This is a genomic window from Microtetraspora malaysiensis (assembly GCF_050947145.1).
Lineage (GTDB): Bacteria > Actinomycetota > Actinomycetes > Streptosporangiales > Streptosporangiaceae > Microtetraspora_A > Microtetraspora_A malaysiensis.
This window is the reverse complement of sequence record NZ_CP191998.1, coordinates 6,028,521-6,052,239: the sequence shown is the minus strand read 5'-3', so window position 1 is coordinate 6,052,239 and position 23,719 is coordinate 6,028,521. Positions and strand designations below refer to the sequence as shown.

At 67.5% G+C, this 23,719-nt stretch carries 18 protein-coding genes and 4 pseudogenes; 9 read left to right on the top strand and 13 right to left on the bottom strand.

What is annotated here, in order from left to right; genetic code table 11:
* Positions 1-10 precede the first annotated feature (10 nt).
* Positions 11-712: a transposase gene (locus ACQP1V_RS28535; protein ID WP_433425971.1), complete on the bottom strand. Its 702-nt coding sequence runs from the start codon at positions 710-712 to the stop codon at positions 11-13.
* Positions 713-748: 36 nt separating this feature from the next.
* Positions 749-916, bottom strand: a pseudogene (locus tag ACQP1V_RS28530) (IS110 family transposase); the annotation flags it as partial.
* A 516-nt stretch (positions 917-1,432) separates the two neighbouring features.
* Between ACQP1V_RS28530 and ACQP1V_RS28525 the strand changes: the two are divergent.
* Positions 1,433-2,773, top strand: a complete 1,341-nt coding sequence (locus ACQP1V_RS28525) for a M1 family metallopeptidase (RefSeq protein WP_433413137.1) — start codon at positions 1,433-1,435, stop codon at positions 2,771-2,773.
* A 166-nt stretch (positions 2,774-2,939) separates the two neighbouring features.
* Positions 2,940-3,089, top strand: a complete 150-nt coding sequence (locus tag ACQP1V_RS28520) for a hypothetical protein (RefSeq protein WP_387418173.1) — start codon at positions 2,940-2,942, stop codon at positions 3,087-3,089.
* Positions 3,090-3,566: 477 nt separating this feature from the next.
* Here the strand turns inward: ACQP1V_RS28520 and ACQP1V_RS28515 are convergent, their stop codons facing one another.
* A complete protein-coding gene (locus tag ACQP1V_RS28515) occupies positions 3,567-4,058 on the bottom strand; it encodes a GbsR/MarR family transcriptional regulator (RefSeq protein WP_387417372.1) in 492 nt (163 codons plus the stop codon).
* 188 nt (positions 4,059-4,246) lie between these two features.
* On the opposite strand from ACQP1V_RS28515, the gene ACQP1V_RS28510 reads away from it, so the two are divergent.
* Positions 4,247-5,980, top strand: a complete 1,734-nt coding sequence (locus tag ACQP1V_RS28510; RefSeq protein ID WP_433413136.1) for a CocE/NonD family hydrolase — start codon at positions 4,247-4,249, stop codon at positions 5,978-5,980.
* Here the strand turns inward: ACQP1V_RS28510 and ACQP1V_RS28505 are convergent.
* Positions 5,876-6,883 (bottom strand): DUF4158 domain-containing protein, encoded by a 1,008-nt coding sequence (locus ACQP1V_RS28505; protein ID WP_433413135.1) that lies wholly within the window; start codon positions 6,881-6,883, stop codon positions 5,876-5,878. The genes ACQP1V_RS28510 and ACQP1V_RS28505 overlap by 105 nt on opposite strands.
* A gap of 603 nt (positions 6,884-7,486) precedes the next feature.
* Positions 7,487-7,930: pseudogene (locus ACQP1V_RS28500) on the bottom strand (transposase); the annotation flags it as partial.
* A gap of 280 nt (positions 7,931-8,210) precedes the next feature.
* Here ACQP1V_RS28500 and ACQP1V_RS28495 point away from each other — a divergent pair.
* On the top strand, positions 8,211-8,345 hold the full coding sequence (locus ACQP1V_RS28495) for a transposase (protein WP_387408955.1): 135 nt from the start codon (positions 8,211-8,213) through the stop codon (positions 8,343-8,345).
* Positions 8,346-8,536: 191 nt separating this feature from the next.
* On the opposite strand, the gene ACQP1V_RS28490 is transcribed toward ACQP1V_RS28495, so the two are convergent.
* On the bottom strand, positions 8,537-9,802 hold the full coding sequence (locus ACQP1V_RS28490) for an IS110 family transposase (protein WP_433413100.1): 1,266 nt from the start codon (positions 9,800-9,802) through the stop codon (positions 8,537-8,539).
* Between the two features lie 181 nt (positions 9,803-9,983).
* Between ACQP1V_RS28490 and ACQP1V_RS28485 the strand changes: the two genes are divergently transcribed.
* Complete coding sequence (locus ACQP1V_RS28485; protein WP_433413134.1) at positions 9,984-10,307, top strand: hypothetical protein; 324 nt, start codon at positions 9,984-9,986, stop codon at positions 10,305-10,307.
* Here the strand turns inward: ACQP1V_RS28485 and ACQP1V_RS28480 are convergent.
* The gene (locus ACQP1V_RS28480) at positions 10,261-11,349 is read right to left on the bottom strand and encodes an IS110 family transposase (protein WP_433413133.1); all 1,089 of its coding nucleotides are present in this window, start codon (positions 11,347-11,349) and stop codon (positions 10,261-10,263) included. The genes ACQP1V_RS28485 and ACQP1V_RS28480 overlap by 47 nt on opposite strands.
* A gap of 252 nt (positions 11,350-11,601) precedes the next feature.
* Between ACQP1V_RS28480 and ACQP1V_RS28475 the strand changes: the two genes are divergently transcribed.
* From ACQP1V_RS28475 to ACQP1V_RS28465, 3 genes and pseudogenes are all read left to right on the top strand, one after another.
* Positions 11,602-12,525 carry an IS3 family transposase gene (locus ACQP1V_RS28475; protein ID WP_433413132.1) on the top strand — a complete coding sequence of 308 codons (924 nt, stop codon included), beginning with the start codon at positions 11,602-11,604 and terminating at the stop codon, positions 12,523-12,525.
* Positions 12,526-12,641: 116 nt separating this feature from the next.
* Positions 12,642-13,769 (top strand): IS5 family transposase, encoded by a 1,128-nt coding sequence (locus ACQP1V_RS28470; protein WP_433413131.1) that lies wholly within the window; start codon positions 12,642-12,644, stop codon positions 13,767-13,769.
* A 28-nt stretch (positions 13,770-13,797) separates the two neighbouring features.
* Positions 13,798-14,244: pseudogene (locus ACQP1V_RS28465) on the top strand (IS5 family transposase); the annotation flags it as partial.
* Positions 14,245-14,275: 31 nt separating this feature from the next.
* On the opposite strand, the gene ACQP1V_RS28460 reads toward ACQP1V_RS28465, so the two are convergent.
* Positions 14,276-15,379 (bottom strand): alpha/beta hydrolase family protein, encoded by a 1,104-nt coding sequence (locus ACQP1V_RS28460; RefSeq protein WP_433413130.1) that lies wholly within the window; start codon positions 15,377-15,379, stop codon positions 14,276-14,278.
* Between the two features lie 356 nt (positions 15,380-15,735).
* Between ACQP1V_RS28460 and ACQP1V_RS28455 the strand changes: the two genes are divergently transcribed.
* Entirely contained in the window at positions 15,736-16,884 is a 1,149-nt protein-coding gene (locus ACQP1V_RS28455) for an AfsR/SARP family transcriptional regulator (RefSeq protein WP_433413129.1), read from the top strand.
* Between the two features lie 305 nt (positions 16,885-17,189).
* On the opposite strand, the gene ACQP1V_RS28450 is transcribed toward ACQP1V_RS28455, so the two are convergent.
* The 5 genes and pseudogenes from ACQP1V_RS28450 to ACQP1V_RS28430 form a co-directional block, all read right to left on the bottom strand.
* A complete protein-coding gene (locus ACQP1V_RS28450) occupies positions 17,190-19,025 on the bottom strand; it encodes a YncE family protein (protein WP_433413128.1) in 1,836 nt (611 codons plus the stop codon).
* A gap of 293 nt (positions 19,026-19,318) precedes the next feature.
* A pseudogene (locus ACQP1V_RS28445) lies at positions 19,319-19,678 on the bottom strand (hypothetical protein); the annotation flags it as partial.
* A gap of 520 nt (positions 19,679-20,198) precedes the next feature.
* Positions 20,199-21,605: an FGGY family carbohydrate kinase gene (locus ACQP1V_RS28440; RefSeq protein WP_433413127.1), complete on the bottom strand. Its 1,407-nt coding sequence runs from the start codon at positions 21,603-21,605 to the stop codon at positions 20,199-20,201.
* Between the two features lie 187 nt (positions 21,606-21,792).
* Entirely contained in the window at positions 21,793-22,833 is a 1,041-nt protein-coding gene (locus ACQP1V_RS28435; RefSeq protein ID WP_387417799.1) for a 2-hydroxyacid dehydrogenase, read from the bottom strand.
* Between the two features lie 97 nt (positions 22,834-22,930).
* A complete protein-coding gene (locus ACQP1V_RS28430) occupies positions 22,931-23,716 on the bottom strand; it encodes a DeoR/GlpR family DNA-binding transcription regulator (protein WP_387417798.1) in 786 nt (261 codons plus the stop codon).
* Positions 23,717-23,719 lie beyond the last annotated feature (3 nt).

Here is a 23,719-nt window from a genome sequence, read left to right as displayed (position 1 = left end):
TGTGTCAACCTCAGGCGGCAACGAGCTCGTTGAGCGCTGCTGCGGCGCTGTGCTTGGCGGGGTCGTAGGGGACGCCGTCGAGCCAGCAGCGCCAGATCACGCGGATCCAGGCGCGGGCCAGCACGCGGACGGCGTGCGGGTGGTCCTTGCCTGCTTTGCGGGCCTGGGTGTAGATGTGCGCGGCCCAGGGGCTGGCGTGCCGGCTGTTGTCGGCGATGGTGGTCAGCGCGACGCGGAAGCGTTTGTTGCAGGCCCAGCGGAAGTGCACGGCCCGGTGTTTGCCGGACTCCTTGGTGACGGGTGTGCAGCCCGCGAGGGCTGCGACGGAGTCGGGGCGCTCGTAGGCTTGGCGGCAGTCGCCCCACTCGGCGAGCATCTGGGCGGCGTTGATCTGACCCGACCTTGGCAGCGACGCGAAGATCTTCCCGTCCGGATGCTCTCCGAGCTGGGCGGCGCACGAGCGGTCGAGGTCCTTGAGCGCGCGCAGTACGGTGACCAGCGCCAAGACGGCATCACGCAGCGCTTCGGTCAGCGCCTGGCCGGTCGCTCCAGCCGGGGCTGCGCGCAGCCGCTCCAGCAGCACCACGGCCGATCGGCGGCCGGAGTAGCCGTGCTTGACCAAGAACGCGGCCATCCGCTTCTTGCCCAGGTGGCGGGCGCTGGCCGGGGTGGGGTAGCGGGTCAGGAAGTCCAGGCTGATCGGCGATTCCACGTCGGCGAAGACGGCCTTGGCGCCGGGCCAGTAGGCGTCCAGCAGCGCGGCGAGCTGGTTGGTCGCGGCGACGCGCATGTCGACCAGGTCGGTGCGGGTGCGAACGACGGTCCGCAGCGCCTTGGTGTCATTGGAGTACGGCACGGCGACGCGCAGGCGGTGCTGGCGCAGCCGGAGGTATTCGGCGATGACGGTGGCGTCCCCGGCATCGGACTTCTAATCCGACGGTCTTCGAATCCCTCAGGGCGCGCTCATCATCCCACCCTTGACCTGCAGAAACGCGGAGTTCAAGGCTTCTCTGGGACAGAGACTCGTCCTCTACGTGCTCGCAGCGTGCTCGCGTGCACCAACCGTGCACATTCCATGATCGGAAGTGGCCACGCCGGCGATGAAAGCTCGCCAACCGTTTTGATGGATGTCCCGAGCGCACGAGATGGCCGTCCTCGTTTCATGACGCCACGCCTCTACCAGCGGAAACTCTTACACCACTTCCGTGGACGCAACCCATGTCGTGTGCCCATGCGGTGAGGTAGGCCATAGATACAAGCTGCGCACCACATTGGGTCACCCTCTTGCCTTGTCGGGCACGCAGTGCGCGGGGCGGTTGCGGGAGCTGCGACGGCGCTAAAGCCGACAAATCGATCATTGACCGCGATTTGACAAAAAATTACATTATGTTGGCAGATCGGGGGACCGCGTGCTCGAAGGGAGACCGTCCTGATGGGGCGTCGAGTCCTGATTCCCACCGTCGCAGTCCTACTCTTCCTGATCTGGGGTGTTCCATCGGCCGCCTTCGCGGTGGACGGGACCCGGACGCCGGCGTCGCCCTCCTACACGGTCAGCCTGACCAGCAACACGTCGGGCAGCACATGGACCGGACACGAGAGCATCACCTTCACCAACCCGTCCGCCGATCCCCTGACGGAGGTCTACCTCCGGTTGTGGGACAACTACCACGGCACGTGCCCGTCCACACCGATAACCGTGACCAACGTGACCGGGGGCACGCCGACCCCGCTGTCGGTCGCCTGCACCGCGCTGAAGATCGCACTGCCCGTCCCGCTCATCGAGAACGAGAGCGCATCGATCGGCTTCGACCTGAGCATCGTGGTGCCCAGCGGCGCGGACCGGTTCGGCAGCGATGGGTCCTACAACTTCATCGGCAACGCGCTGCCGGTTCTGGCGGTCCGCGACGCGAGCGGCTGGCATCTCGATCCGTACACCAACAACGGCGAGTCCTTCTACGCGCTCGCCAGTAACTACTCCGTCACGCTCGACCACCCGACCTCGCTGCTGGTGCCCGCCACCGGCACCTCCGTCGAGACGCCGGGGACGTCCGGTCGTACGGTCACCAAGGCCACCGCCGCCAACGTGCGGGAGTTCGCCTGGGCGGCCGGGCCGTTCGTGAAGACCACCAGCACCACGACCAGCGGCGTCGCGGTGAACGTCTACCGGGTGAGCTCGATCAGTTCGAGCAGCGCCGCCTCGATGATGACCACCGCCAAGAACGCGCTGGTCGCCCACTCCGGGCGGTTCGGGGCCTACCCGTACGGCGAGGTGGACGTGGTGTTGGACAACAACTTCTGGTTCGGCGGCATGGAGTATCCCGGCTTCGTGCTCGACGTGGTCAGCTCCACGGCCCTCGCCCACGAGCTGGCCCACCAATGGTGGTACGGCATTGTCGGTGACGACGAGTACACCAGCCCGTGGCTGGACGAGTCGTTCACCGACTACGCCACCGACCTCTACAACGGCCTCTCGGGCACCAACTGCTGGAACAACGTCTCCTGGCAGTCGCCGGCCGAAAAGATCAGCAACTCGATGGCCTACTGGGACGCCCACTCAAGCCGATACGGCACCGTGGTCTACACCTACGGCAAGTGCGCGCTGCACGACCTGCGGCGCACGATCGGCACAACGGCGATGGAGAACCTGCTGAAGAACTACGCCAGCGCCCACTGGTACGGGATCTCGACCACCGCCGAGTTCAAGGCCGCCGCCCAGGCCGCCACCTCGGTCGACCTGTCATCGTTCTGGACCACCCACCGCATCGACGGCTGAGCGAACCCACACGCTCACGAGTCCGGGCCTCGACCGGGCACGGACACCCGCAATCAGAACCCGCACGCCTCCATGACAGCGGCAAGCCCTCCTGGCGCGGCCTGGGGTGACAGCGCCGGGGCAGCGCTCCCCGTGACCACGTCGGTTCACGACAAGGTCAAGCCGCATGGTGGTACTCCCTGAGGACTCCTCCAAGTCGATCAGCGACCGCCGCTACCTCTTGGAGGGGTCCATGGCCCAACTCGCCGCCCCGACCAGCGAGCCGAGCGGAGATCTGACCGAACCGCTGGCACCGACCGCGCTCGCCGCGTCATAGTCACAACATTCCGAAACAACTCGCCGACCTCACATGATCGGCTGGAGTTACACCACTCAACGGGACGTGACCCCCGGTGACACATGTATGTCCAGCGTGTCACCGGATTCGAGGGGTTGAGCAGCCGGGTGCCCGGGCGTGTTCAAATACGATTGGAATCTACGCTGTAAAGGCATGCGCTGAGGGCAGATCGCTTGCTCGGGTGGTCGTCGATCGATCGGGTCGCGCTCGCCTGAGCCGCCTGCGGGGTGGAGATGCTCGGCCCGACTTCCTCCCCGTGCCGTTTCGTCGACGCGCGGGTGGTGCCTGCTGCAGTCCGAAGCGGCCTCTGCCTGAGTGAAACCGCAGGCGACGACGCGAGAGGTGGCGGTCCCTGCTCAAGGGACGCTGCCGAGGTCAGGGCGGACGAAACGGCTGTCCGCCGGTTCCTTAAACTCCGAGAAGTTCCACTGGGCAGGTGACGCCCGTCCCGGCGGTTCACCGTGTTCGCAGCGCCGCCTTGCGCTCATGCCAGCGGCGCATCATCGCGCGGGTCTCGTCTCTGAGGAACTGGATGAGCTCGAGTGTCTCGTTCAGCCGGTCGGCCGCTGGCGAGTCACCCAGGATGGCGATGCCTTCTCGCAGGTCGGCCTCGCCTCTTTCGAGGAACGGGTTCGCGAGGAACGTGGACTCGTACCACGAGCCGTCCACGACGTAGGCGTGGCGGCGCGTTCCCGGGTCCCGTTCTGTGCGGATGAGGCGGATCTGGACCAGGTAGCGGACGGCGCCCGAGACCCCGCCGGTGCTGGCGTGCAGCCATTCCGCTAATTCGGCCGCGGTCATCCGCCCGTTCTCGCTGGCCAGGAGTGTCGCGAAGACGCGGGCGGCGAGGCGTGGGAAGCCGGCATCGGCGAGGGTGGAGGCGAAGCGCTCGACGAATTTGCCGAGCTCGTCCATCTCGTCTTCGCGCACGGCGCTCCCTTCAGTCATCTCGTCACAAGGGTACCGCAGTAACACGAACTTTCAGTAATTATTGAAAGATAGTGTTACTATGTACCAGACGGCGCACAAGGGACACCGCTCGGCGGCAGACGGGATCCGGGTCGAGCGCCCGCGGCCGATGCGGGCGACGGGAGACGCGCATCGCCAGGCACGCGTTGGTGATGGAGAGGGGAGAGATGAACCAACGAGCCAAGGATCGGACGCTCGGGCAACGGCTCGCCGACCTGCTGTGGACGAAGTACGCTCGGCTGCCCGCCTCGACGAGCGACTACAGCGTGACCCGCAACGTGCGGATCCCGATGAGAGACGGCGTCGAACTGTTCGCGAATCTCTTGGAGCCGAAGGGACCGGCGTCGGGAACGATTCTCGTCAGCTCCCCTTACGGCTACAACGTGATGGGATCGGCCATAACCGGCGGAATGTTCGCCTGCCGCGGTTATCGGGTCGTGCTGATCCGGTGGCGGGGCACGTTCGGATCGGGGGGAACTTTCGAACCGCACATGCGGGAAGCCGACGATGCGGCCGACATCGTCGCTTGGATGCGCGAGCAGCCGTGGTTCGACGGGCGCTTTGCCACGCACGGCTTTTCATCTGTCGGCTTCGCCGCGTGGGCGTTGCTGATGGATTCGCCTCCAGAACTGGCCACCGCGGTCATCGCGTGCGCGCCGCACAACTTCGGCGCATTCGTCTATACCGGCGGGGCGTTTTTGCTCAGCACTGTGTTCGAATGGTCGTTCGCCACGACCAAGCAGGAGGAGCCAATCCTGCCTCGCGTCTTTGCGGTTCTCTCTTCCCGGGGCCGTATCAAGAAGGCCCTGGCAGCGCTTCCGCTGGTCGACGCCGCCGAAAAGCTGATGGACGGGAAGGCGCCCTGGTACCGCGAGTGGGTCAGTCGGCGGGATCTGGGCGCCCCATGGTGGAAGCGCGCCGACCTGACTGAAGCGCTGGATCGGGTGCACGTTCCCGTGCTGCTGCAAGGCGGCTGGCAGGACGGTTTCCTACGCCAGACGCTGGCGGGGTACGCACGGCTGGCCGAGCGGGGCGTCGATGTCGCACTCACCATGGGCCCGTGGACGCATGCTCAGGGGGGCGCCGAGGGTGCCCGCATCCTGCTCCCCGAAGCCCTCGCCTGGTTCGACGAGCATCTGGCCAGATCAAGCGACCGGCGCCGCGCCACGCCGGTCAAGGTGTTCGTCAGCGGCCCCGGCGAGGGGTGGCGCGACCTTCCGGCCTGGCCGCCGGCGACGGTCGAGCAGATCCTGTATCCCCGCTCCGGGGAACTCCTGGCCGCTCAGCCGGCCGACGTGGGAGAAGTGAGCGAGTTCACGTATGACCCCGCCCAGCCGACTCCCACGTACGGTGGCGCGTTCGTCACGCAAGTTTCCCCGGGGTTGACGGCGGGCTACACGGATGACAGCGCGCTCGCATCGCGTTCCGATGTGCTGGCATTCACGTCAGACCCGTTGACCACGGAGCTCGAAGTCGTCGGCAGCCCAGTTGTAGAGCTGGGCCACAGTTCCGACAACCCCTTCGCCGACCTGTTCGTTCGCGTGTCGGAAGTGGATGCCCAAGGCCGCTCACGCAACGTCAGCGACGGGTTCGTCCGACTCGACCCTTTGGCGCCCCAGGGCCTGATTCGTATGGAGCTCGACGCCGTAGCGCACCGGTTCGCGCGAAACAGCCGGATTCGGCTGGTCGTTGCGGGCGGGTCGCATCCGCGCTGGGAGCGGAACCTGGGAACACCCGACGACCCGGCCACCTCAACGAGGATGCTGCCGTCACACCGGACGATCGACCTGTCGATCTCACGGGTCGTGGTTTCGATCAGGGGCGTGGATCAGGGTAGGGCCGACGCCGTGGTGGAGAGCGAACTGCTCGACCAGGCGAAGGCCGAAGACGCCGGTGCGTAGCCCGTTGCCCAGCGCGGCCTCTGCAACGTCCACCATCGCCTCGACGACGACCAGGAGGGCGCGCAGCGTCTCGGGGACGGCGGGGTCGGCCTTGCGCGGGGTGGCGGCCTCGTCGTGAGTGAGGGCCAGGTGCTCGCGGTGGCCGGACAGCACCTTGCGGGCGGCCTTGGTCTGGGGTGGGGCGGCGTCGGCGGCCTGGTGCATGGTGCGGATCGCGGTCTTCACCGAGGTCGCCGAAGCGTCCCGGGCCGGGGTGACCAGCCACTCCAGCCGGGTCATCCCCAGCCCCGCATCCACGGCCAGCATCCGCTCCAGGTCGGCGCGGACCTCCTCCGTCAGCAGGTGCCCTACCAGCTGCGAGGTCAGATCGGAGGCCGCCTTGCGGGCGGTGCCGACCATCTTGGCCAAGACCAGCGCGCCGGGCCGGATTACCCTGGCCGCCATCAGATACTCGCGCGCCAGGTTGAACAGCAGCGTCGGGGAGTCATGCTCCATCGCCCGATCCAGCAGGAACTGCTCCAGCTCCTTCATCGCCTGGCTGCCTGCAGGGGCGGTCTTCCACTCCAGGTATTTGGCGACCTGCGCCAGATGGCCCGAGCGGGTCTGTGCCCGGTGGCCGTATAACGACAACGCCGCCGGCGACACGCCCAGCCGCTCCGCGACCCGGGCCACCGCCGCTGGCGGCGCGGAGGCCGCATCGTCGGGCACGAACCCGAGCCACGGCAGCGTGCAGAGCTGGACCAGCATGCCCAGCTGGTCCACTGAGCGCCGCCCACGACCTGGATCGACGAACGCCAAGTCCGCTGGCGTCGGCGTGAAGTACCGGATCAACTCATCTGCGCTGATCTCCGGGAACGAGCGCAGCTGCTCAAGCTGCTCCTCGGAGAACATCTTCTCTGACAACGCACCACCCCACGTGCCGTACCGGACGAAACCGGAACAGAACGTAGCGGCAGTGATCGTCAACCCGCCACGGGCAGTCAAACGCCTCCGTTACCGCAGGTCAGAGGCTACTTCGTTGAAAATTTCTTCATTGCTACCGGGACCCCTAGTAAGAAGGAGCTGCAGCTCTCGCGCATCGTCGAGCACGCCGCCCGTCAGCTCGTCCAACTTGTGGAGGAGGCCTCCGCCCAGATCAACTCCGCCCCCGCACACTCCGCGCAAGGCCAGAGCCACGAGGGGCCAGCCCTGATGCCCGTCACCGCGCACGCGCGGAACCAGGAGGGCGGCAACGATGTCTGACGATCCGCTGGCGTACCGCCATCCGGCGCGTGCGCTCTGGTGGGCGCCAGCCCACATGTCGGCCTGTGCGACTGGATCGGCTGTTGAACGGGATCAGTCTTCGCCGCGCTGCTTCTGGAGCACGGCCAACGCTTCATCCCCGCGCCCCGCCCCGCCCAGATTGCGCCAGGCCCGCCCGGCAGCTGCTTCGCCACCGCGCTCGCGCATGCCGACCGCCACCAGCTGACCTACGTGGAGGGGATGGCCCTGACCGCCGGCGATGGCGGCCACCTCGCTGTCGAGGTCGGCGCAGATGCGGGAGACCTCGCTTTTGGAGATCCCGGACTCGGCGCCGAGGGCTTTGACCAGGTCATCGACGTTTCTGGTGGACACTCCTTGCAGGTAGGCCTCCATCACCACCGCGAACAGTGCCTGGTCGATGCGGCGGCGGCGTTTCAGCAGGGAGGGGAAGAACGACCCGGACCGCAGTTTGGGGATCTTCAGTTCCAGGTCGCCGGCTGCGGTGGTGAGCAGTCGGTCGCGGTAGCCGTTGCGGTGCGTGGTTCGTGCTTCGGTGCGTTGGTGGGGTGCGGCGCCGATCACCGCGGCGGCCTCGGCTTCGATGAGCGCTTGCAGCATGCTTTGGAGCGCTTGGCGGATGACGTCGTCGGCGTCGGCGGCTTTCAAAGACTCCAACAGGTCGAGCAGGGCAGACTGGTCCAGAGCCATCGTGTGGTGTCCTTCGCGAGAACCTTGGCGGGAACTCGCTGACCGTCACACGATGGCTCGTCCCATGTCTGGGGCTTGCGTTATCAGCTTGGAGTTACACCACCCGAGGGGACGTGACCCGGTCTTGCTGCAGGACTCAACGTCCAGGTCCACAGAGTGCTCACCTGCCGGCGGCTACCACAGGAGTCTGCCGGATGGCTTAGAGCCTGTTAGCGATCGGTTTGGGTGGGTTGTGAGCTTCCCCTCGTAGCGTGGAGACCGAACCGGGAGAGGTTTGGTCGTGGCAGGTACCACGAGGCGCCGCTTTGATCCGGAGTTTCGGGCTGGAGCGGTGCGCATCGTCAAGGAGACCGGCAAACCCGTCTCGCACGTCGCGCGGGACCTTGGTATCAACGAGTACACGCTGCACAACTGACCGGAAAATGATCCACCTCAGCCAGCGCGCGGCAGCGAACCCCGCCGGTGATCGCCGGTTCGGGGTTTGCCACAGCGGTATGGGTCAGGCGGCCGAGGTCAGGGTGACGGTCAGACCGAGTGCTTCGAGCTGCCGGACGTAAGTGCGGATCCTCTTGTCCTTGTTCACGCGGTCGGCGTGGTACCCGGCTCCTAGGTCGAAGTACTTGGCCGTGGGGTCGGCGAGCAGGTGCCAGATGATGACCAGGATCGACCGGGCGACGGCGACCAGAGCCTTGAGCTTGCCGCGGCGTTTGACGATGCGCCGGTAGCGTTCGCCGAGAAAGCTATCGGTCCGGGCAGCCACGGCCGCGGCTTGGCCGAGGACTCCTTGAGGTAGGGGTTGCCCTTGCCGGTCCGGCCGCCAGTGGGGCTCTTGGCGCCGGACTGGATCGTTCGCGGGCATAGTTTCGCCCAGGACACCAGATGGCCGGCGGTGGGGAACCGGTTCATGTCCAGTCCCACCTCCGCCAGGATGACTTGAGCGACCGCCGGGCTGATGCCGGGAATCTCATCGAGCCGTTCCACGGCCGACAGCATCGGCTGACTGGCCGTGGTGATCTCGGGATGGTGACTGGGGCTCGTGGAAGAATTCCCGTCCCGGCCGCTGTCGCCCGAGGCGCGATGTGGCTGCGCGGCAGGCAGATCGTCTAGAAGCTGCTCGATTCGGGCGGTGAGCTTGCCGATCTGCGCATCCAGACCGTCGATCTGGGCCAGTAGCAGCGCCGCGATCTCGGCGTGGTGGTCGTCGAACTGGCCGGTGAGCGCTTCGACCAGTGCTGGGATCTTGGCGCGCATCCTGCCGCGGGCGAGCTCGGCCAGCACCCGTGGATTGCGTTCTCCTGCGATGAGCGCTTCGATCATGTCCCGGATGGAGGCTGTGGTCAGTGTGCTGGCCACCGCCGACACCTTGATCAGGGAGTCTTCCAGTAGCTTTTCCAGCCGTAGCCAGTACCGGGTCCGCTCGGCGGTCAGGTCGCTGCGCATCCGCGTGTAGTCACGCAGCGTCCGAATCTCCTTGGGGGGTACGAACGAGGGCCGAACCAGGCCTTTCTCGGTGAGCTTGGCCAACCAGACCGCGTCCAGTTTGTCGGTTTTCGACCGGCCTGGCAGGTGCTTGACGTCACGGGCGTTGACCAGTTGCACGTTCAGTCCCCGGGCCTCCAGCACGTAGTACCAGATCCGCCAGTAGTCGCCCGTCGATTCGACGGTGACCTTCTCCACGCCCAACTCGATCAGCCGGTCGCTGAGTTCGGTGACCGCGTTCATGGTGGCTTCCACGTCCCACACCTTGGTCACCCGGCGTCCGGACGTGGACGGGTGCGGTATCCGCGTGCACACCTTGCCGAACGCCTTGGCCACATCGATCGCCGCGACTCGTTCGATGAGATGTTCATGCTCCTCATCCGGGACTTCCACGGGTTCTCTCATCGCCATGGGGTGATCGCTCCTTGTCGGCCGGGGGTGGTGGCGGGCTGCTCGGGGGCCTCGGTCGGGAGCCGAACATTCTGACCGGCGTGCTCGAAGCAAACAGTGCGTGACCCATCAAGGTCGGGGCCCCAGCGCCAGACTGAGTGACGGGATCGATGTGTCCCACGTTATGACCGGCGTCGGCGAGCAGCCCGCTCAAATTTTCACGCCTGTGTGGCGTCCGTGGAAGGGTCAGGATGACTGGGTGCAGATGGACCGGCACGCCAACGGGCAGGCCGGCGGTAACAGCGGCGGAGGCGGGACGCTGAAGGAGTCCGAAAGCGAGGAGCTGGCGCGGCTGCGGCGGGAGAAGGCCGAGCTGGTCAAGCAGCACGCTCGCGAGAAGGCGGCGTGGGAGAAGGAACGCGCTGAGCTGGAAGACGAGCGTGATGACGCCCCTATGTTTGTCAAGCCGTCGCTGATGCAGTCTGCGCTGGTGAGAGCGCTTCCCTGATGATCGGGAAGACTTCTCGGGCGACGTACCGTTTGAGGCAGCGGATGATCTCCTTCTTGGACTTGCCCTCGGCGGTACGCCGCTGCGCGTAGTCGCGGGTGCGCTGATCGCGCCCGAGTCTGGTCAGCACGACTGTGTAGAGGGCGCTGTTGCTGCGCCGGTCACCACCACGGTTGAGACGGTGTCGGGCCGTCTTTCCAGAGGACGCTTCGATGGGATTGACGCCACATAGCGCGGCGAAAGCGGCCTCGCTGTTCAGCCGCTCAGGGTTGTCACCTGCGGTGATGAGGAGACAAGCGGCGGTGTCCGGGCCGACTCCGTGCCGTTCGAGCAGCCGTGGGGCGCAGCCGGTGATGATCTCTGTCAGGGCGTTTTCGTGGGTGCGGATCTCCTCGGTGAGCGCGATGATCCGCAAGGCCAGGGTGCGCAGGACGGCGATGGCCGCGTTCTCGATCCCGCCAAGGGAGCCGGGCTGGAACGCGGCGCACGTGCGCAGCAGCGCGGCCTGTCCAAGCTCCTTGAGCGAGTCGCGCAGACTTGGATCGGTTCGCGCGAGTACGGCTTTGAGCTGGTTCATGGTCTGAGTTCGTGCCTTGATCGCGGAATCCTTGGCCATCTTGAACAGCCGGATCATCTCGACCGCGCCGTCGCCGGTCTTGGCGATCGCCGTGGCCTGTCCGGCCAGGACCGCCCGCGCAGCGTTCTCGGCGTCAACGGCGTCGCTCTTGCCGCGTCGGCGCCGTGCCGCCCGGTTGGGCCGGTTGACCTCGAGGACCTGGATCTCCTGGCCGAGCAGGTAGCGGTTGAGCGCCACTCCGTGGGAACTGGTGCCCTCAACGCCGGCCCGGCGCAACCGGCCGTGTCCGCGAGCCCAGGTGAGCAGGGCGGCATACCCTGCCGCGGTCGTCGGGAACGACTCGGTGGCCACGAGCCTTCCGAGCGCGGTGACGACCGCGGCGACGTGGGTGTCGGCGTGGGTGTCCACCCCCAAGACGATCTCTTCATCGTCAACGCGGGTGGTCTCGGCAACGGCGCGGGTCACGGTTCTCCTCACAGGCTCGGGGGTCACCGGCCGGGCGGAGGAGGTCAGGACTGTGACGATGCGCTCGCAAGGCCCCTATGGGGACACATCCCCGCCTGGTCGGCGGCACGCCCAGGCCCAGGCGACAGGTCATCACGAAGGCACGGGGCCAGTCTCAAGCCGGGTCAGACCTGGGCGCTCCGGGCGGTGCCTGTCCAGTCTCACAGTGCTCAAGCGCTCAGTGGTCTTGTGGGTGAAAGAGGCGATGGGCCGGTGAGCGTGGCGGCCTTCATCTGCTCTCAGAAGACCGACCATGACATCGGCCACGCCACCAGTTGCCGGGCGCTGGGGGTGTCGCAGTCGTGGTTCTACAAGTGGAAGAACCGCATCGGCCAGACCGCCCCGACGGCGCGTGAGCAGCGGCGGGTGCGCCTGGATGAGGAGATCAAGCTTCTGTTTGCGGCATCGGGCGGCACCTACGGCTCGCCCCGGATCACGCAGGACCTGCACGCCGAGGGCTGGAAGGTGTCGGAGAACACGGTCGCAGCCCGGATGGCTGAGCTCGGGCTGGCCGGCCGCCCGCCCAAGAAGCGCCGGTCGCTGACCCGGCAGGGCAAACGGCGAGCGGCGCCGGACCTGGTCGGCCGCACGTTCACCGCGGTCGCGCCGGACGTGCTGTGGGTCGGCGACGGCACAATGATCGATACCGATGAAGGGTCGCTGTACCTGGCCACGGTTGAGGATCTGTTCTCTCGCCGGCTGCTCGGCTACGCCATGTCCGAGCACCACGACGCGGCGCTGACCGTCGCTTCACTTCAGATGGCGGTGGCCACCAGGGGCGGGAATGTGGACGGGGTGATTTTTCACTCGGACCGTGGGTCGGAGTACACCGCTGCCCGCTACCAGGCCGAATGCCGCAAGCACGGCGTGGTGCAGTCGATGGGCCGGGTGGGATGCGCTCTCGACAACGCCGCGGCCGAGGCGTTCAACAGCACGCTCAAGGTCGAGTACGTGCACCGGCACCGCTTCCGGACTCGGGCTGAGGCCCGCGTGAAGATCGCAACCTGGATCGCCGACTTCTACAACACAAGGAGGAGGCACAGCGCCAACGACGGACTGTCCCCCATCACATTCGAGCATCAGATGACCGAGAAGAGGCAAACCTCAACGGCCCTGCTGAGGGCCGCTGTGGCATAGGACCGTCTCCACGTTTTCAGGGGATTGACAGTTGGCGTGTCGGCTCTGGAGACAGAAGAGGGCTTCTGATAGTCGAGGGAGTGTCTAGAGATCACTCGCCCACCAGAAGCCCTTGGATGACTGTCTACCGGTTTCCTGGCGTCAGCGCCAGTTGTGTTGTGCCCGGTTGCCTGTGCCGGGATCGGATCCGGTCGTACCCGTCGGATCTGACCGATGAGCAGTGGCAGGTGCTGCGGCCGGAGGCCGAGGCGGTGATGGCCAGGTTACGCAAGGGCCCAGGCGGTGCACCGACACGTCATGATCTACGGGCGATGCTGGACGCGATCGGCTATGTGACCAGGTACGGGATCGAGTGGCGGGCTATGCCGGTGGACTTCCCGCCATGGCCGGCGGTGTACGCGTTTTTCGAACGCTGGTCCGCCCGGGGGATGCCGCACAGCTTGGTGGATCGGCTGCGCGGCCGGATCCGGGTCGCGGCCGGCCGCAAGGAGGCGCCGACCGCGGCGGTGATCGATGCGCAGAGCGTGAAGGCGGCCGAGACCGTCGGCTCGGCCGCCTGCGGGTACGACGGCGGCAAGAAGATCAAGGGACAGAAGCGGCATATCGCGGTCGACACCCTCGGCCTGCTGATCTGTGTGATCAGCACCGCGGCCTCAGTGCAGGACCGTGACGGTGCCGCTCCGCTGCTGGCCCGGCTGCGGGAGAAGTTCTCCACCATCGGCCTGGTGTGGGCTGACGGCGGCTACGCCGGACGGCTGGTCACCTGGGCCAAGCAAGTCCTGGCCTGCACCATCGAGATCGTCAAGCGCAATGACGACATGAAGGGGTTCGTCGTGCTGCCCCGCCGGTGGGTGGTGGAGAGGTCCTTCGCCTTGCTGATGCGCTACCGCCGTCTGGTCCGCTGCTATGAACGAAAACCGGAGCATCACGAAGCCATGGTGCTGTGGGCCACCGTCCACCACATGACCCGCCGCCTCACCCGTGACCTGGCAGGACTGCCAGCCCACGGCCGCTGGAGCGACCCTCCACCGCTGCCGGCGCCGACCAGCCCCGACCGGCGCGGCAAGGTCCTCGAACTCCTGGCTGCCCAGCCCTGGCGGGCATGGAAGGGCAGCGAGCTGGCCGCCATCCTCGGGATCGACAACGTCAACAGCTTCCGCGTCCAGCTGTCCCAATGGTCACGCCAAGGCCACATCAACAAGATCGGCCCTGCCCTCTACGGACCCGCACTTAAGCATCTGTGAACAGGCTCTTACTCCCAGAACTGATTAGGTGCACCTGTCGGCTGACCGTCGATGCCGTCCGCTGTCCTTCGTCCTGACTCCCGGCCAGGCCGGAGACAGCCCGCAGTTTCGCGCCGTGCTGGAGCACATCAAGATCCGCCTGCCGATCGGCCGTCCGCGCGCCAGGCCGGGCGCGGTTGCCGCTGACAAGGCGTACTCCTCCCGCGGCAACCGCGCCTACCTGCGCCGACGCCAAATCAAGGCGGTCATTCCGGAGAAGGCCGATCAGGCAGCCCACCGCAAGAAGCGCGGCTCTCGCGGCGGACGCCCGGTCAGCCATGATCCCGATCTCTACAAGCAGCGCAACACAGCGGAACGGTGCATCAATCGAATCAAGAAGTGGCGTGGGCTGGCCTTCCGGTTCGACAAGACGCCCGACAGCTATCTGGCAGGCCTGCACCTACGCGGAGCCGTCTTGTGGATCCGAAGCCTCTGACCGGCCTGAAGATCCGAACCTCGTACAGGCTCTAACGGGCGATCACCTGCACCTCGGGAAACCGCGAGGAACGCCTGTCGAGCAGGTCGCCTTTGCGCCGTAGATGCAGATCGAAGAAGGCCATGGTGTAGGCGCGGGTGACGGCCACGGAACGCGCCGCCGACAGTGTCCCGTTTACCGCTCGCAACTGCTCCTTTGACAGGCCGATCACCGGGGCCACCTGCTCGTACACCAGCGGCAGGTCGGTATAGGAATTGTGCTTGACACCCTTGGTCTTCACGTGCAGCCGCCAGCCCTTCAGCCGGGACCAGAAGGCCTTCTGCCCGCGGATGGGCTTGTCGAAGATCTCGGCCTCCATGAGCATGTACGGCTTGGCCAATCCTTTGGCGGCCACCTTGCCGAGGGCGGGTCCGTCCAGGTTCAGAACCGCCTTGACCCGCCGATCCTCCAGCATCGTCGCGGCGGCCGTCGCTCCTCCCGCGGAATGGCCGAACATGCCGACCCTGCTCAGGTCGAACGCGCCACGCAGCCCCTCCGGCAGCTTCCGGCCTTCAGCATCGGGGTTCTGCCCCTTGTTCAGCTCCTTGAGCCGGTCCAGCACGAAGCGCGTGTCAGCCACCCGCACCTTGATCTCTTCGGCCTTCTCGTCCAGCCGGCTCACCGGGACTGGCTTCAGGACACGGCCGGTGACCGTGCCGTTGGGGAACTCCACCTCGCCGGCATCGCCCGGATGATCGATCGTGACCACCATGTAGCCCCAGCTGGCCAGTTCTTCGACCGTGGCGGTGTTCATGGAACGGTCGGCGCCGTTGCCGGGCGAGAACAGTACGACGGGCAGCCCCCGGCCCGCCACACGGGCCCCTTCGCGGCCATGGGTCAAAGGCAGGCTGACAGCCGCAGGCGAGAGGCTGCTGTTGCGATAGAAGGCCTCGGCGGCGCGAGGCGGCAGCCAAGGCGCAGCGGGGTGGCCGTCCGGACGACGCGTGGGGTACCACAGGCTGATCATCAGCTCACGCCGGTCATGTGCCTTGATCCACGGGTCGGCCCTGGAGCCGTCACGCAGGTGCAGCGCGACAGTGCCGATCTCGCGTGGACCTGTCGGCTGGGGCAGGGCCACAGTGACGGGCTTTGACATGGCCTGTACGGCGGGCCCGGTGAGCAGAAGGCCGACCGCCACGGCAGAGGCAACGCCCCGTCTGAGCAATGCGCAATTCATAACGGCCACGCTAGGGAGGCTCGTTGTCCAGAAGCTCCCCACCGGAGATGATTTTGGCACTCATACGAATGAAGGAAGCACCCGTCCACCTGGAGGGGAGGTCAAGGCCAACTTGAGCTTGACACTGAGGGCACTCCCCGCTAGAGCCTGTACGAGGTTCGGATCTTCAGGCCGGTCAGAGGCTTCGGATCCACAAGACGGCTCCGCGTAGGTGCAGGCCTGCCAGATAGCTGTCGGGCGTCTTGTCGAACCGGAAGGCCAGCCCACGCCACTCCTTGATTCGCCGCATCCTTCGAGACTCGGAAGCCGACGACATCCCCGAGCTGCGTGACGCCGCACCCGACGAGCCGTTGTCCGCGCTGCTCCTGACCGCCTGCTCACTGGAAGGGCACTCGTATCTGGACACGCTCATGGGCCTCGCGTCCAGTTTCGGCATCGGAGCACTGGTGGTCGGGCGGTCAGCGTCCGGAACGACGTGTGAGGTCGGCGGGGACCACCAGGTGGCGGAGGCGTCTGGGACACTGGCCGAGAAGCTGCGAGACGCCACCCTGTTCCACCTGCCCCAGGAATCCGCGAGCGCGGTGCTCCACAGGCTCGCCGTGGGGAACGGCATGCCCGCAGAACAGCCAACGCGGGAAGTGGACCTGTCTGTGCCGCCGCCTGGCACGGCGGAGCGCCGCGTGCGATTGAGCGTCGTCGGCGAGCCTATCGTCGAGGTCGATGGCAGGGTGGTCGACATCTCCGGCCGAACCAAGGCTCTGGAGTTGTTCGTGCTTCTCGCGGTCCGTCCGAAGGGCTTGGAACGCGAGGAGATCTGCGAGCATCTCTGGCCGGATGTTGAGGAGACGCTGGCCGGCTACCGCTTCCACAGCGCCCTCAAAGATCTGCGCGTCGCACTGCGCGAATCCACCGGCCTTCGAGACAAGGAGGCCAGTTTCGTCGAGCGGAGCGGCAAGACCTACCGCATTGAGGCAGAGCACGTTGACGTCGACCTGTGGACCTTCCACCGAGCGCTCGCCGACGCGCGTACCGCTGCTGATGGGGAAGCCAAGACGGTCGCGTTGGAAGCGGTCGCTGGCCTGTGTCGAGGACGCCTGGGGCAGGGCCTCAAGTACGACTGGATTGACCAGGATCACCGGTGGCCGCTGACCGTGGCGAGCGTCAAGGCACTCCTCCAACTCGGGACGCTCCACGAGCGAGCCGGACGGAGCGAACGGGCACTGGAGGTGTTCGACCAGGCATGCGCGCTCGACCCCGACATGGAAAGCGCAGCCCGGGCAGCCATCCGGCTCCTGGTCGAACTCGGCCGCTCCGACGAAGCCCGCCTACGCGTCCGCCAACTCAAGGCACGCCTTGCCGCCCTCGGCGTCTCCGCCTCCCTCGAGACCCGGGCAGTTCTGGACCAGGCGAATCGCCGAGCGTAGACAAGGGCGATAGCGCGTCGGCGAACGTAGCGATCTTCCGTGCTGGTGGAAGATCCCCGCTCAGAACATTGACACATGATGAACTTCCCGGTGGTGCCGGTGTCCGTCTCCGGCGTACTCGGCGGAGCGACCACCTGGGCTTGTGCTTCAGCACCGACGGTGGTCCGCCGATGCTGGTTTGGCCGTGTCGCCGACCTCAGGCGTTCTGAATCGACTCGAAACGGCCCTGCCCTCCGAGTGGAGGACAGGGACTTCGGTGTTTCGGCGTTGGAGTCAGGGGCGGGTGTCAGCGGCCGCAGTGCCGGTTACCCGTGCCCTCCCTGTACCGCGACGTTGTGGCTGGCTTGCGCCGATTGGAAAGTGTCGTCGCCGGCCCACTGGACGGTGTACGTGTACGTGCCGCCCTCGGTGGGTGTATCCGCGAAGCGGAACGAACCGTCGCTGGCGGGAGTCACTGCTGGCAGCGTGGTGGTGATGGTGCCGTTGCGGTTGGAAACGGTGCGCTGCACGGTCAACGAGGTGCCGGGTGCGGGAGTCTGGTCGCCGGTGTCGAGTGCGCCGCTGAACTGGAGTTGTTTGCGGGTGCTCCCCTCTGCCGGTCCGGACAGGGTGAGCGACGACTGGTGCTTGGCCACCGTGACGTTGTGGCTGGCCTGCGCTGATTGGAAAGTGTCGTCGCCGGCCCACTGGACGCTGTACGTGTAGGTGCCGCCCTCGGTGGGGGTGTCGGTGAAGTTGAAAGATCCGTCGCGGGTGGGGGTCACTGCTGGCAGCGTGGTGGTGATGGTGCCGTTGCGGTTGGAAACGGTGCGCTGCACGGTCAACGAGGTGCCGGGCGGGGGAGTCTGGTCGCCGGTGTCGAGTGCGCCGCTGAACTGGAGTTGTGTGCGGGCGATTCCCCCCGCCGGTCCGGACAGGGTGAGCGACGACTGGTGCTTGGCCACCGTGACGGTCACCGAGGTCCTGCTCCACCGGAAGTCCGAATTACCGTCCCAGTCCACGTCATAGCTGATCGTCCCGGCGACGGGTGGGGTGTCGGTGATGGTGAACGTACCGTTCGCCGCGGTTGTCACACCGGCGAGCGTCGCGCTGGTTCCATCGGGCTGTCGGCGGGTCACCACGAGCGGCTGCGCACCCGGATCCGACCCGTCGGACAGTGTGAGCCGGCCGGTCATGGTGAGCGGTTCGCGCGCTGTCGCCGATGGCGGAGCCGTCAGGGTCAACGTCGACGTCGGGAAGGATGCTGGGAGGGTGGCACCGTGCAGTCGCCACAGGTAGAGCCGGTTGGTAGACGGCTCCTTGAGCACGCCGAAGACATCGGCGCCTGAGAAGGTGAGGCTCCCGGGAACTAGCTCACCGACCGGGTTGTCGTTCGTGTAGGTCTTAGCCGTTGTCGCCGCGTCGTATACCTCGATGCCCCGACCGGACCCGGACGCCCGCCCACCCGCGACATGAGCACCATCCGGGCTGACCGCGACAGCCTGCGAGTTGCCCGGAAACGTCGGCTCCGCGCCGTAGGTACGGACGTTGGCCAGGGTGGTGGTGTCCCAGCCGTCGTACCGGTATGGATGCCAGAACGACGAGATCGCCATCGAGCCGTCCGGCGTGATGGCGAGGTCGTTCAGGAAGCCCAGGTTGTGCGTGTGGCCGCTGATCTCGCCGCGCAGGGTGGCGGGGGTGGCGCTCACGTCGTACACCAGCAGATCGCCCGGGCTCCTCCCCGGACTGCCGACCACCAATGCATTCCCGGCGGCGGCGACCAGTGGGGCCCTGTACATGATGACAGGGATCCGGACCGGCTCCGGTGCCGTAGCCGACAGGTCGAGGCTGAGGACGCCGCCGCCCCACCCGACGCCGCAACCGTACCCGACCCACAGCCGGCTGCCGGACAGTGACAGGTTCGTCGGGCACGGGTACGCGGCCAGGTCGATCCGCCGGGTGACAGTGAGGGTGGCGGTGTCGATTTCTGCCACCTGATTCGATCCGCTCAGCGCCGCGTACAGGCGGGTGCTGTCCGGTGTGATGGCAAGGCCTAGTGCACCGGATACGTCGGTGATGGCCCCTTTGAGTGTGCCCTGGGTATTCGCGACGATGATCCGGTCGTTCGCGGCGATGAAGACCTTGCCGCCGCCTGCGGCCACGTCACCGCCAATTGTGGCGCCGTCGAGGTACGTGGTGGAGTCGGCGGCTGACGCGGCGGGTGCCACGGCTGTGAGAAGGCCGACTGCCACGGCCAAGGCGCCGCCGAGGGCGACCAACCGGCGCGTTAGCCGGGTGCCGCGTTTCAGCTTTCGCGGCGAGCGCAGGTGTCCTCTGGACCCGATCGGGTGGGAATTTTCCGGGGGTGGGGGGTTGATCATGGCAGAGATGTAGCCATACCTGACTCGTCAAGTCAAGCATTTATCGAACCCGCATTCGATGACTTCTCGTCGGTCTAGGCCAAGATGCGGGCCATGTCAGCGGCGGCGTAGGTGATGATCTGCTCCGAACCTGAGCGCTTGAGGAACGTGAACAGCTCCAACATGAGCCGCAAGTCGTCACCGCAGCCTGCCAGCCGGAGATACTCGCCCGATACCGAGAACGGCGAGAGCTGCACATCGCACGCCCGCTTCAGCATGATCAGGACGTCGGTGCAGAACAGGGCGGGCTCCAGGAGGAGCATGCGCGCGCCTTCCGAGATGAACCCCAAGGCCGAGTCGACGGCCGCCATCGGCGATCGCGGGTCGATCTGGAATGGGCGGCGATCGCCGGAGGCCGGGACGGCATCCATTGCCTTCCGGTATCCCTCATAGAGCCGGGACGAGTACGTCGGTCACTACAACGGCCACCGACCTCATCAGGCGCGAGGGCAACGACCACCTGATCAAAACGAACAGGTGGTGGTGCCGATGCGTCCAGTGGGAGGTGAGAGGAGGTGGCGGTCGTACGGGGTGTGGTTCCGGGATGGTGCGGTTCGGTCCCGGAACCCTGGCGGCGCCGGCCTGCCCTGACGCGGCCGGTGGGCGGGTCAGGCTGCCTTGAGCTGACCAACCTCGCCGACTGTGGTGCGTCAAAACTCGCATATACGATCTGAACTGGGGTTTCTCCGAGCATGGGCTACATGCGCGAGTCCGAGGTGGAACGAATCTACCGGGCCATGCGGCTGTACGGGAAAGGCCGGATCGAACGCCGCAAAGTACTCGGCGGCGCGATCAACGAGTACCGCCGAGCCGCATGAGCCAGGCATCTCCCAGGGGGTTGGCGGGAGGAGATCTGCTGCAGCCCACACTTTTTAGCAAGCGAAATGTGTTCTTAACAATGCCTATCTTTATATTTCACAGTGGACTTCTCAGATGCCGCACGTCGTCGAGGTAGCGCCGGTAGTAGTCCTCCAGGTCGTGGCGGGGCTCGTACCAGCGGGTGCCCGCCGTCCAGGCGGCCTCGTCCACGGGGACGCCGAACCGGCGGGCGGCGGCCAGCGCCGCGCCCCTCGCGCCCACCTCCGGCCCCCTGGCCAGCCGGAGCGGACGCCCCAGCGCGTCGGCGAACAGCTGCAGCCAGGCATCAGAGCCGGTGCCGCCACCGCAGACGGCCACCTCCCCGGTGAGCCCGGCCGCCTCGAAGCAGTGCCTGGCGGCGAAGGCCAGGCCCTCGCACCCGGCGCGGACGACGTCCGCCTTGGTCACGGCCAGCTCCAGGCCGTCGAGCCTGCCTCGCGCCGCCGGTTCGACGAACGGCGCACGCTCGCCCGACGGAGAGAGGTAGGGCAGGAAACGCGCGCCCCGCGCGCCCGGCGGGCTCTGGCCGAGGAGGTCACCGAGCTCGCCGTGCCCGACGCCGACCAGGCGGAGCAGCCAGTCGAGCGCCGCGGTGCCGGTCATGGCGGGCATCGCGCGCAGCCAGCCGTCCGGCGTGCAGAGGGTCTGGCCCGCGGGCTCCCCGCCAAGGTCGAGCCGGTCGGTGGCCACCTCGCAGGCGAGCGTGGTCCCGATGATCAGCAGGCCGTCGCCCGGCCGGGCGACCCCCGCCCCGGCGGCGCAGGCCGGCAGGTCGTACGGCCCGGCGGAGAGCGGGACGCCCCGGAAGGCGCCCCGCAGGATCTCCCCGGCCGGCAGCTCCGCCGCGACGGGCGGTAGCAGTCCCCGCCGGTGCTCCAGGCCGCACAGGCGGAGGAGGTCCGCGTCGCGTTCCCTCGTCCGCGGATCGGTGAAGAGGTTGGAGGCGTCGGACAGGTCTGTGGCACGCACCCCGGTGAACCGCTGCATGATCATGTCCTTGCAGCGCGCGGCGGTGGTCGCCCGGTCCAGCGTTTCGGGGCTGGTTCGGTCGAGGTGGGCGAGCAGGGGGGCACCCGAGCCGGGGAAGGCGGCGTTGCCGGTGCGCCGGAAGAGCTCCTCGAACGTGCCGTCGCGCATCCACTCGCCGACCAGCGGGGTGGCGCGGCCGTCCAGCCAGGACAGGGCGGGCCCGGCGGGCCCGCCGTCCTCGTCGAGCAGCCAGAGCCCGTCTCCCTGGCCGGTGAGCCCGGCGGCCTGGACCTCGCCGGTCCGCACGCCACCCGCCGCGAGCCGCCCGAGGACATCCTTGACGGCCGCGACCACCGCCTCCGCGTCTTGCTCTACCTGGCCGGGGCCCGGATGGCCGAGCGCGAGCGGCCGCGATTCGACCGCCACCACCTCGCCGTCCGGCGCGAAGGCCACCGCCTTGACCCCGGACGTCCCGGCGTCTACTCCGACGATCATCTCTGACTCCTGCTTGTCGGGGGATTGCTGGACCCGGGATCGCCGGCCCGGGAAGAGAGGAGGGGAGCGCGGTGGCCGATCGCCCGCGGAGCGTCTGACGGGACGGAGGTCACCGATCTGACCACAGGCCGGGACGGTCGTGGAGTGGCCTTGGGGGAGTCCGCCACCGGGCCGGGGCGGGGCGTGCTCAGCCGGTGAGGGCCGGGGCGGTGACCGTGTAGGAGAGGGGCTCGCCGCGGCACCAGCGGGCGACCTCCTCGACCGCCATCCGGACCGCGCGGTCGGCGGTCTGCCGGGTGGCCCCCGCCAGGTGCGGGATGAGGAGGGTGTTGGGCGCGGACCTCAGCGGATGGTACGCGGGCAGCGGCTCCGGTTCGTAGACGTCCAGGCCGGCCCCGCCAAGGTGCCCCGACTCCAGGGCGGCGGTGAGCGCGTCGGTGTCCACGAGGGCGCCCCGCGCGGTGTTGATCAGGACTGCTCCGCGGGGCATCAGGGCCAGTTCGGCGGCGCCGATCAGGCCGTGCGTCTCGGCGGTGAGCCGGGCGTGCAGGCTCACCACCCGAGAGCGCGCGAGCAGCTCGGGCAGCTGCACCGGGGTGACGCCCCCGGGCAGCGTGCCGGCGAACGGGTCGGCCACGAGGACGTGTGCCCCGAGCGACTGGAAGGCGGCGGCGACCCGGCGGCCGATGGCTCCGAACCCGACGACGCCCACCTCGGCGCCGTCGAGCTCGCCGCCGCAGACGTCGTAAGAGTACAGGTCCGAGCGCCACTGCCCGTCGCGCATCGTGGCGTGCACCTCGCTGAGGCGGCGCAGCACGCCGAGGGTCAGCGCCACGGCCAGCTCGGCCGCGGCGGGGGCGTTCCGTCCCGGTGTGGAGCACACCGTCACCCCCCGCTCGGCGGCCCTGGCGAGGTTCACGTTGACGGGGCCGCCGCGGGTGACAACGAGCAGCTTCAGAGCGGGGGCGTTCGCGAGGACCCGGGCGGTGAACGGGGCCATCTGGGTGATGGCCACCTCGACGTCCCGCAGCGCGGCAATCAGCTCGTCCTCGTCCCCCGACGCCTCGTGCACCTCCGCGATCGGGCCGAACGGCCGCGCCGGCCACGGCCCGCTCAGGGACGTCACCGCGACGTGCTCGCCGAGCTCGGCGCGGAGCCCGTCGGCGATGGCGGAGGGCCGGACGAAATGATCTCCGGCTGCGAGCACGTTCACTACATCTCTCAGCATGACGTGAAACGCTACATCAGCTCTGTGAGAATTAACATAGAAAATGTTAAATATCTCAATTGGAGATCACTCCGGCACCACCCAGGTCCACCGACCTCTAGAGCTCGGCGATCTCGACGTTGCGGTGCCTCTCGCGCAGGCGCTGGACGGCGTCGGCGGGGGCGCGTGAGTCGACCACGATGGTGTCGAAGTCGTCCAGTGGCGCCACTTTGTGCAGCGCCACCCGGGCGAGCTTGGAGTGGTCGATCGCCAGGACGCGGCGCGAGGCGGAGCGGAGCATCGCCCGCTTCACCAGCACGATTTCCTGCTCCTGGTGGAAGGCGTAGCGGTCGGAGACCGCGGAGGTGGAGACGACCACCAGGTCCGTGCTCATCGCCTCGATGGCGTCCACGCAGGCGACGCCGAGGAAGGAGTCGTGCGTGGGGTGGTACTCCCCGCCGAGCGCCATCAGCCGGATGCCGGGCGCCGCCGCGAGCAGCTTGATGGCCTCCAGGAAGTTGGTGACCACGGTCAGCGGGGCGACCTCGCCGAGGTGCCTGGCCACCGCGAGCGCGGTCGTGGAGTCGTCGAGCATGATCGAGCTGCCGGGCTCGATGAGCCGGGCGACGTGCCGCGCGATCGCCTCCTTCTCCTCCTGGTGGGCCGTGCGCCGGTAGACGATGTTGCTCTCGAAGACGTTGGACGCCTGCGCGGTCGCGCCTCCCCTGAACTTGCGGACCATCCCCTGACGTTCGAGCTCGTCCAGGTCGCGGTGGACCGTCATCACACTGACGCCGAAGGCCTCGGCGAGATCGGTGACCGAGGCCGATCCCTGGCGCATGATGTGCTCTGCCATCGCCTGGCGCCGGGAGGCGCCGCCTGCCGTGTGCTGACGCGAATTCACCTG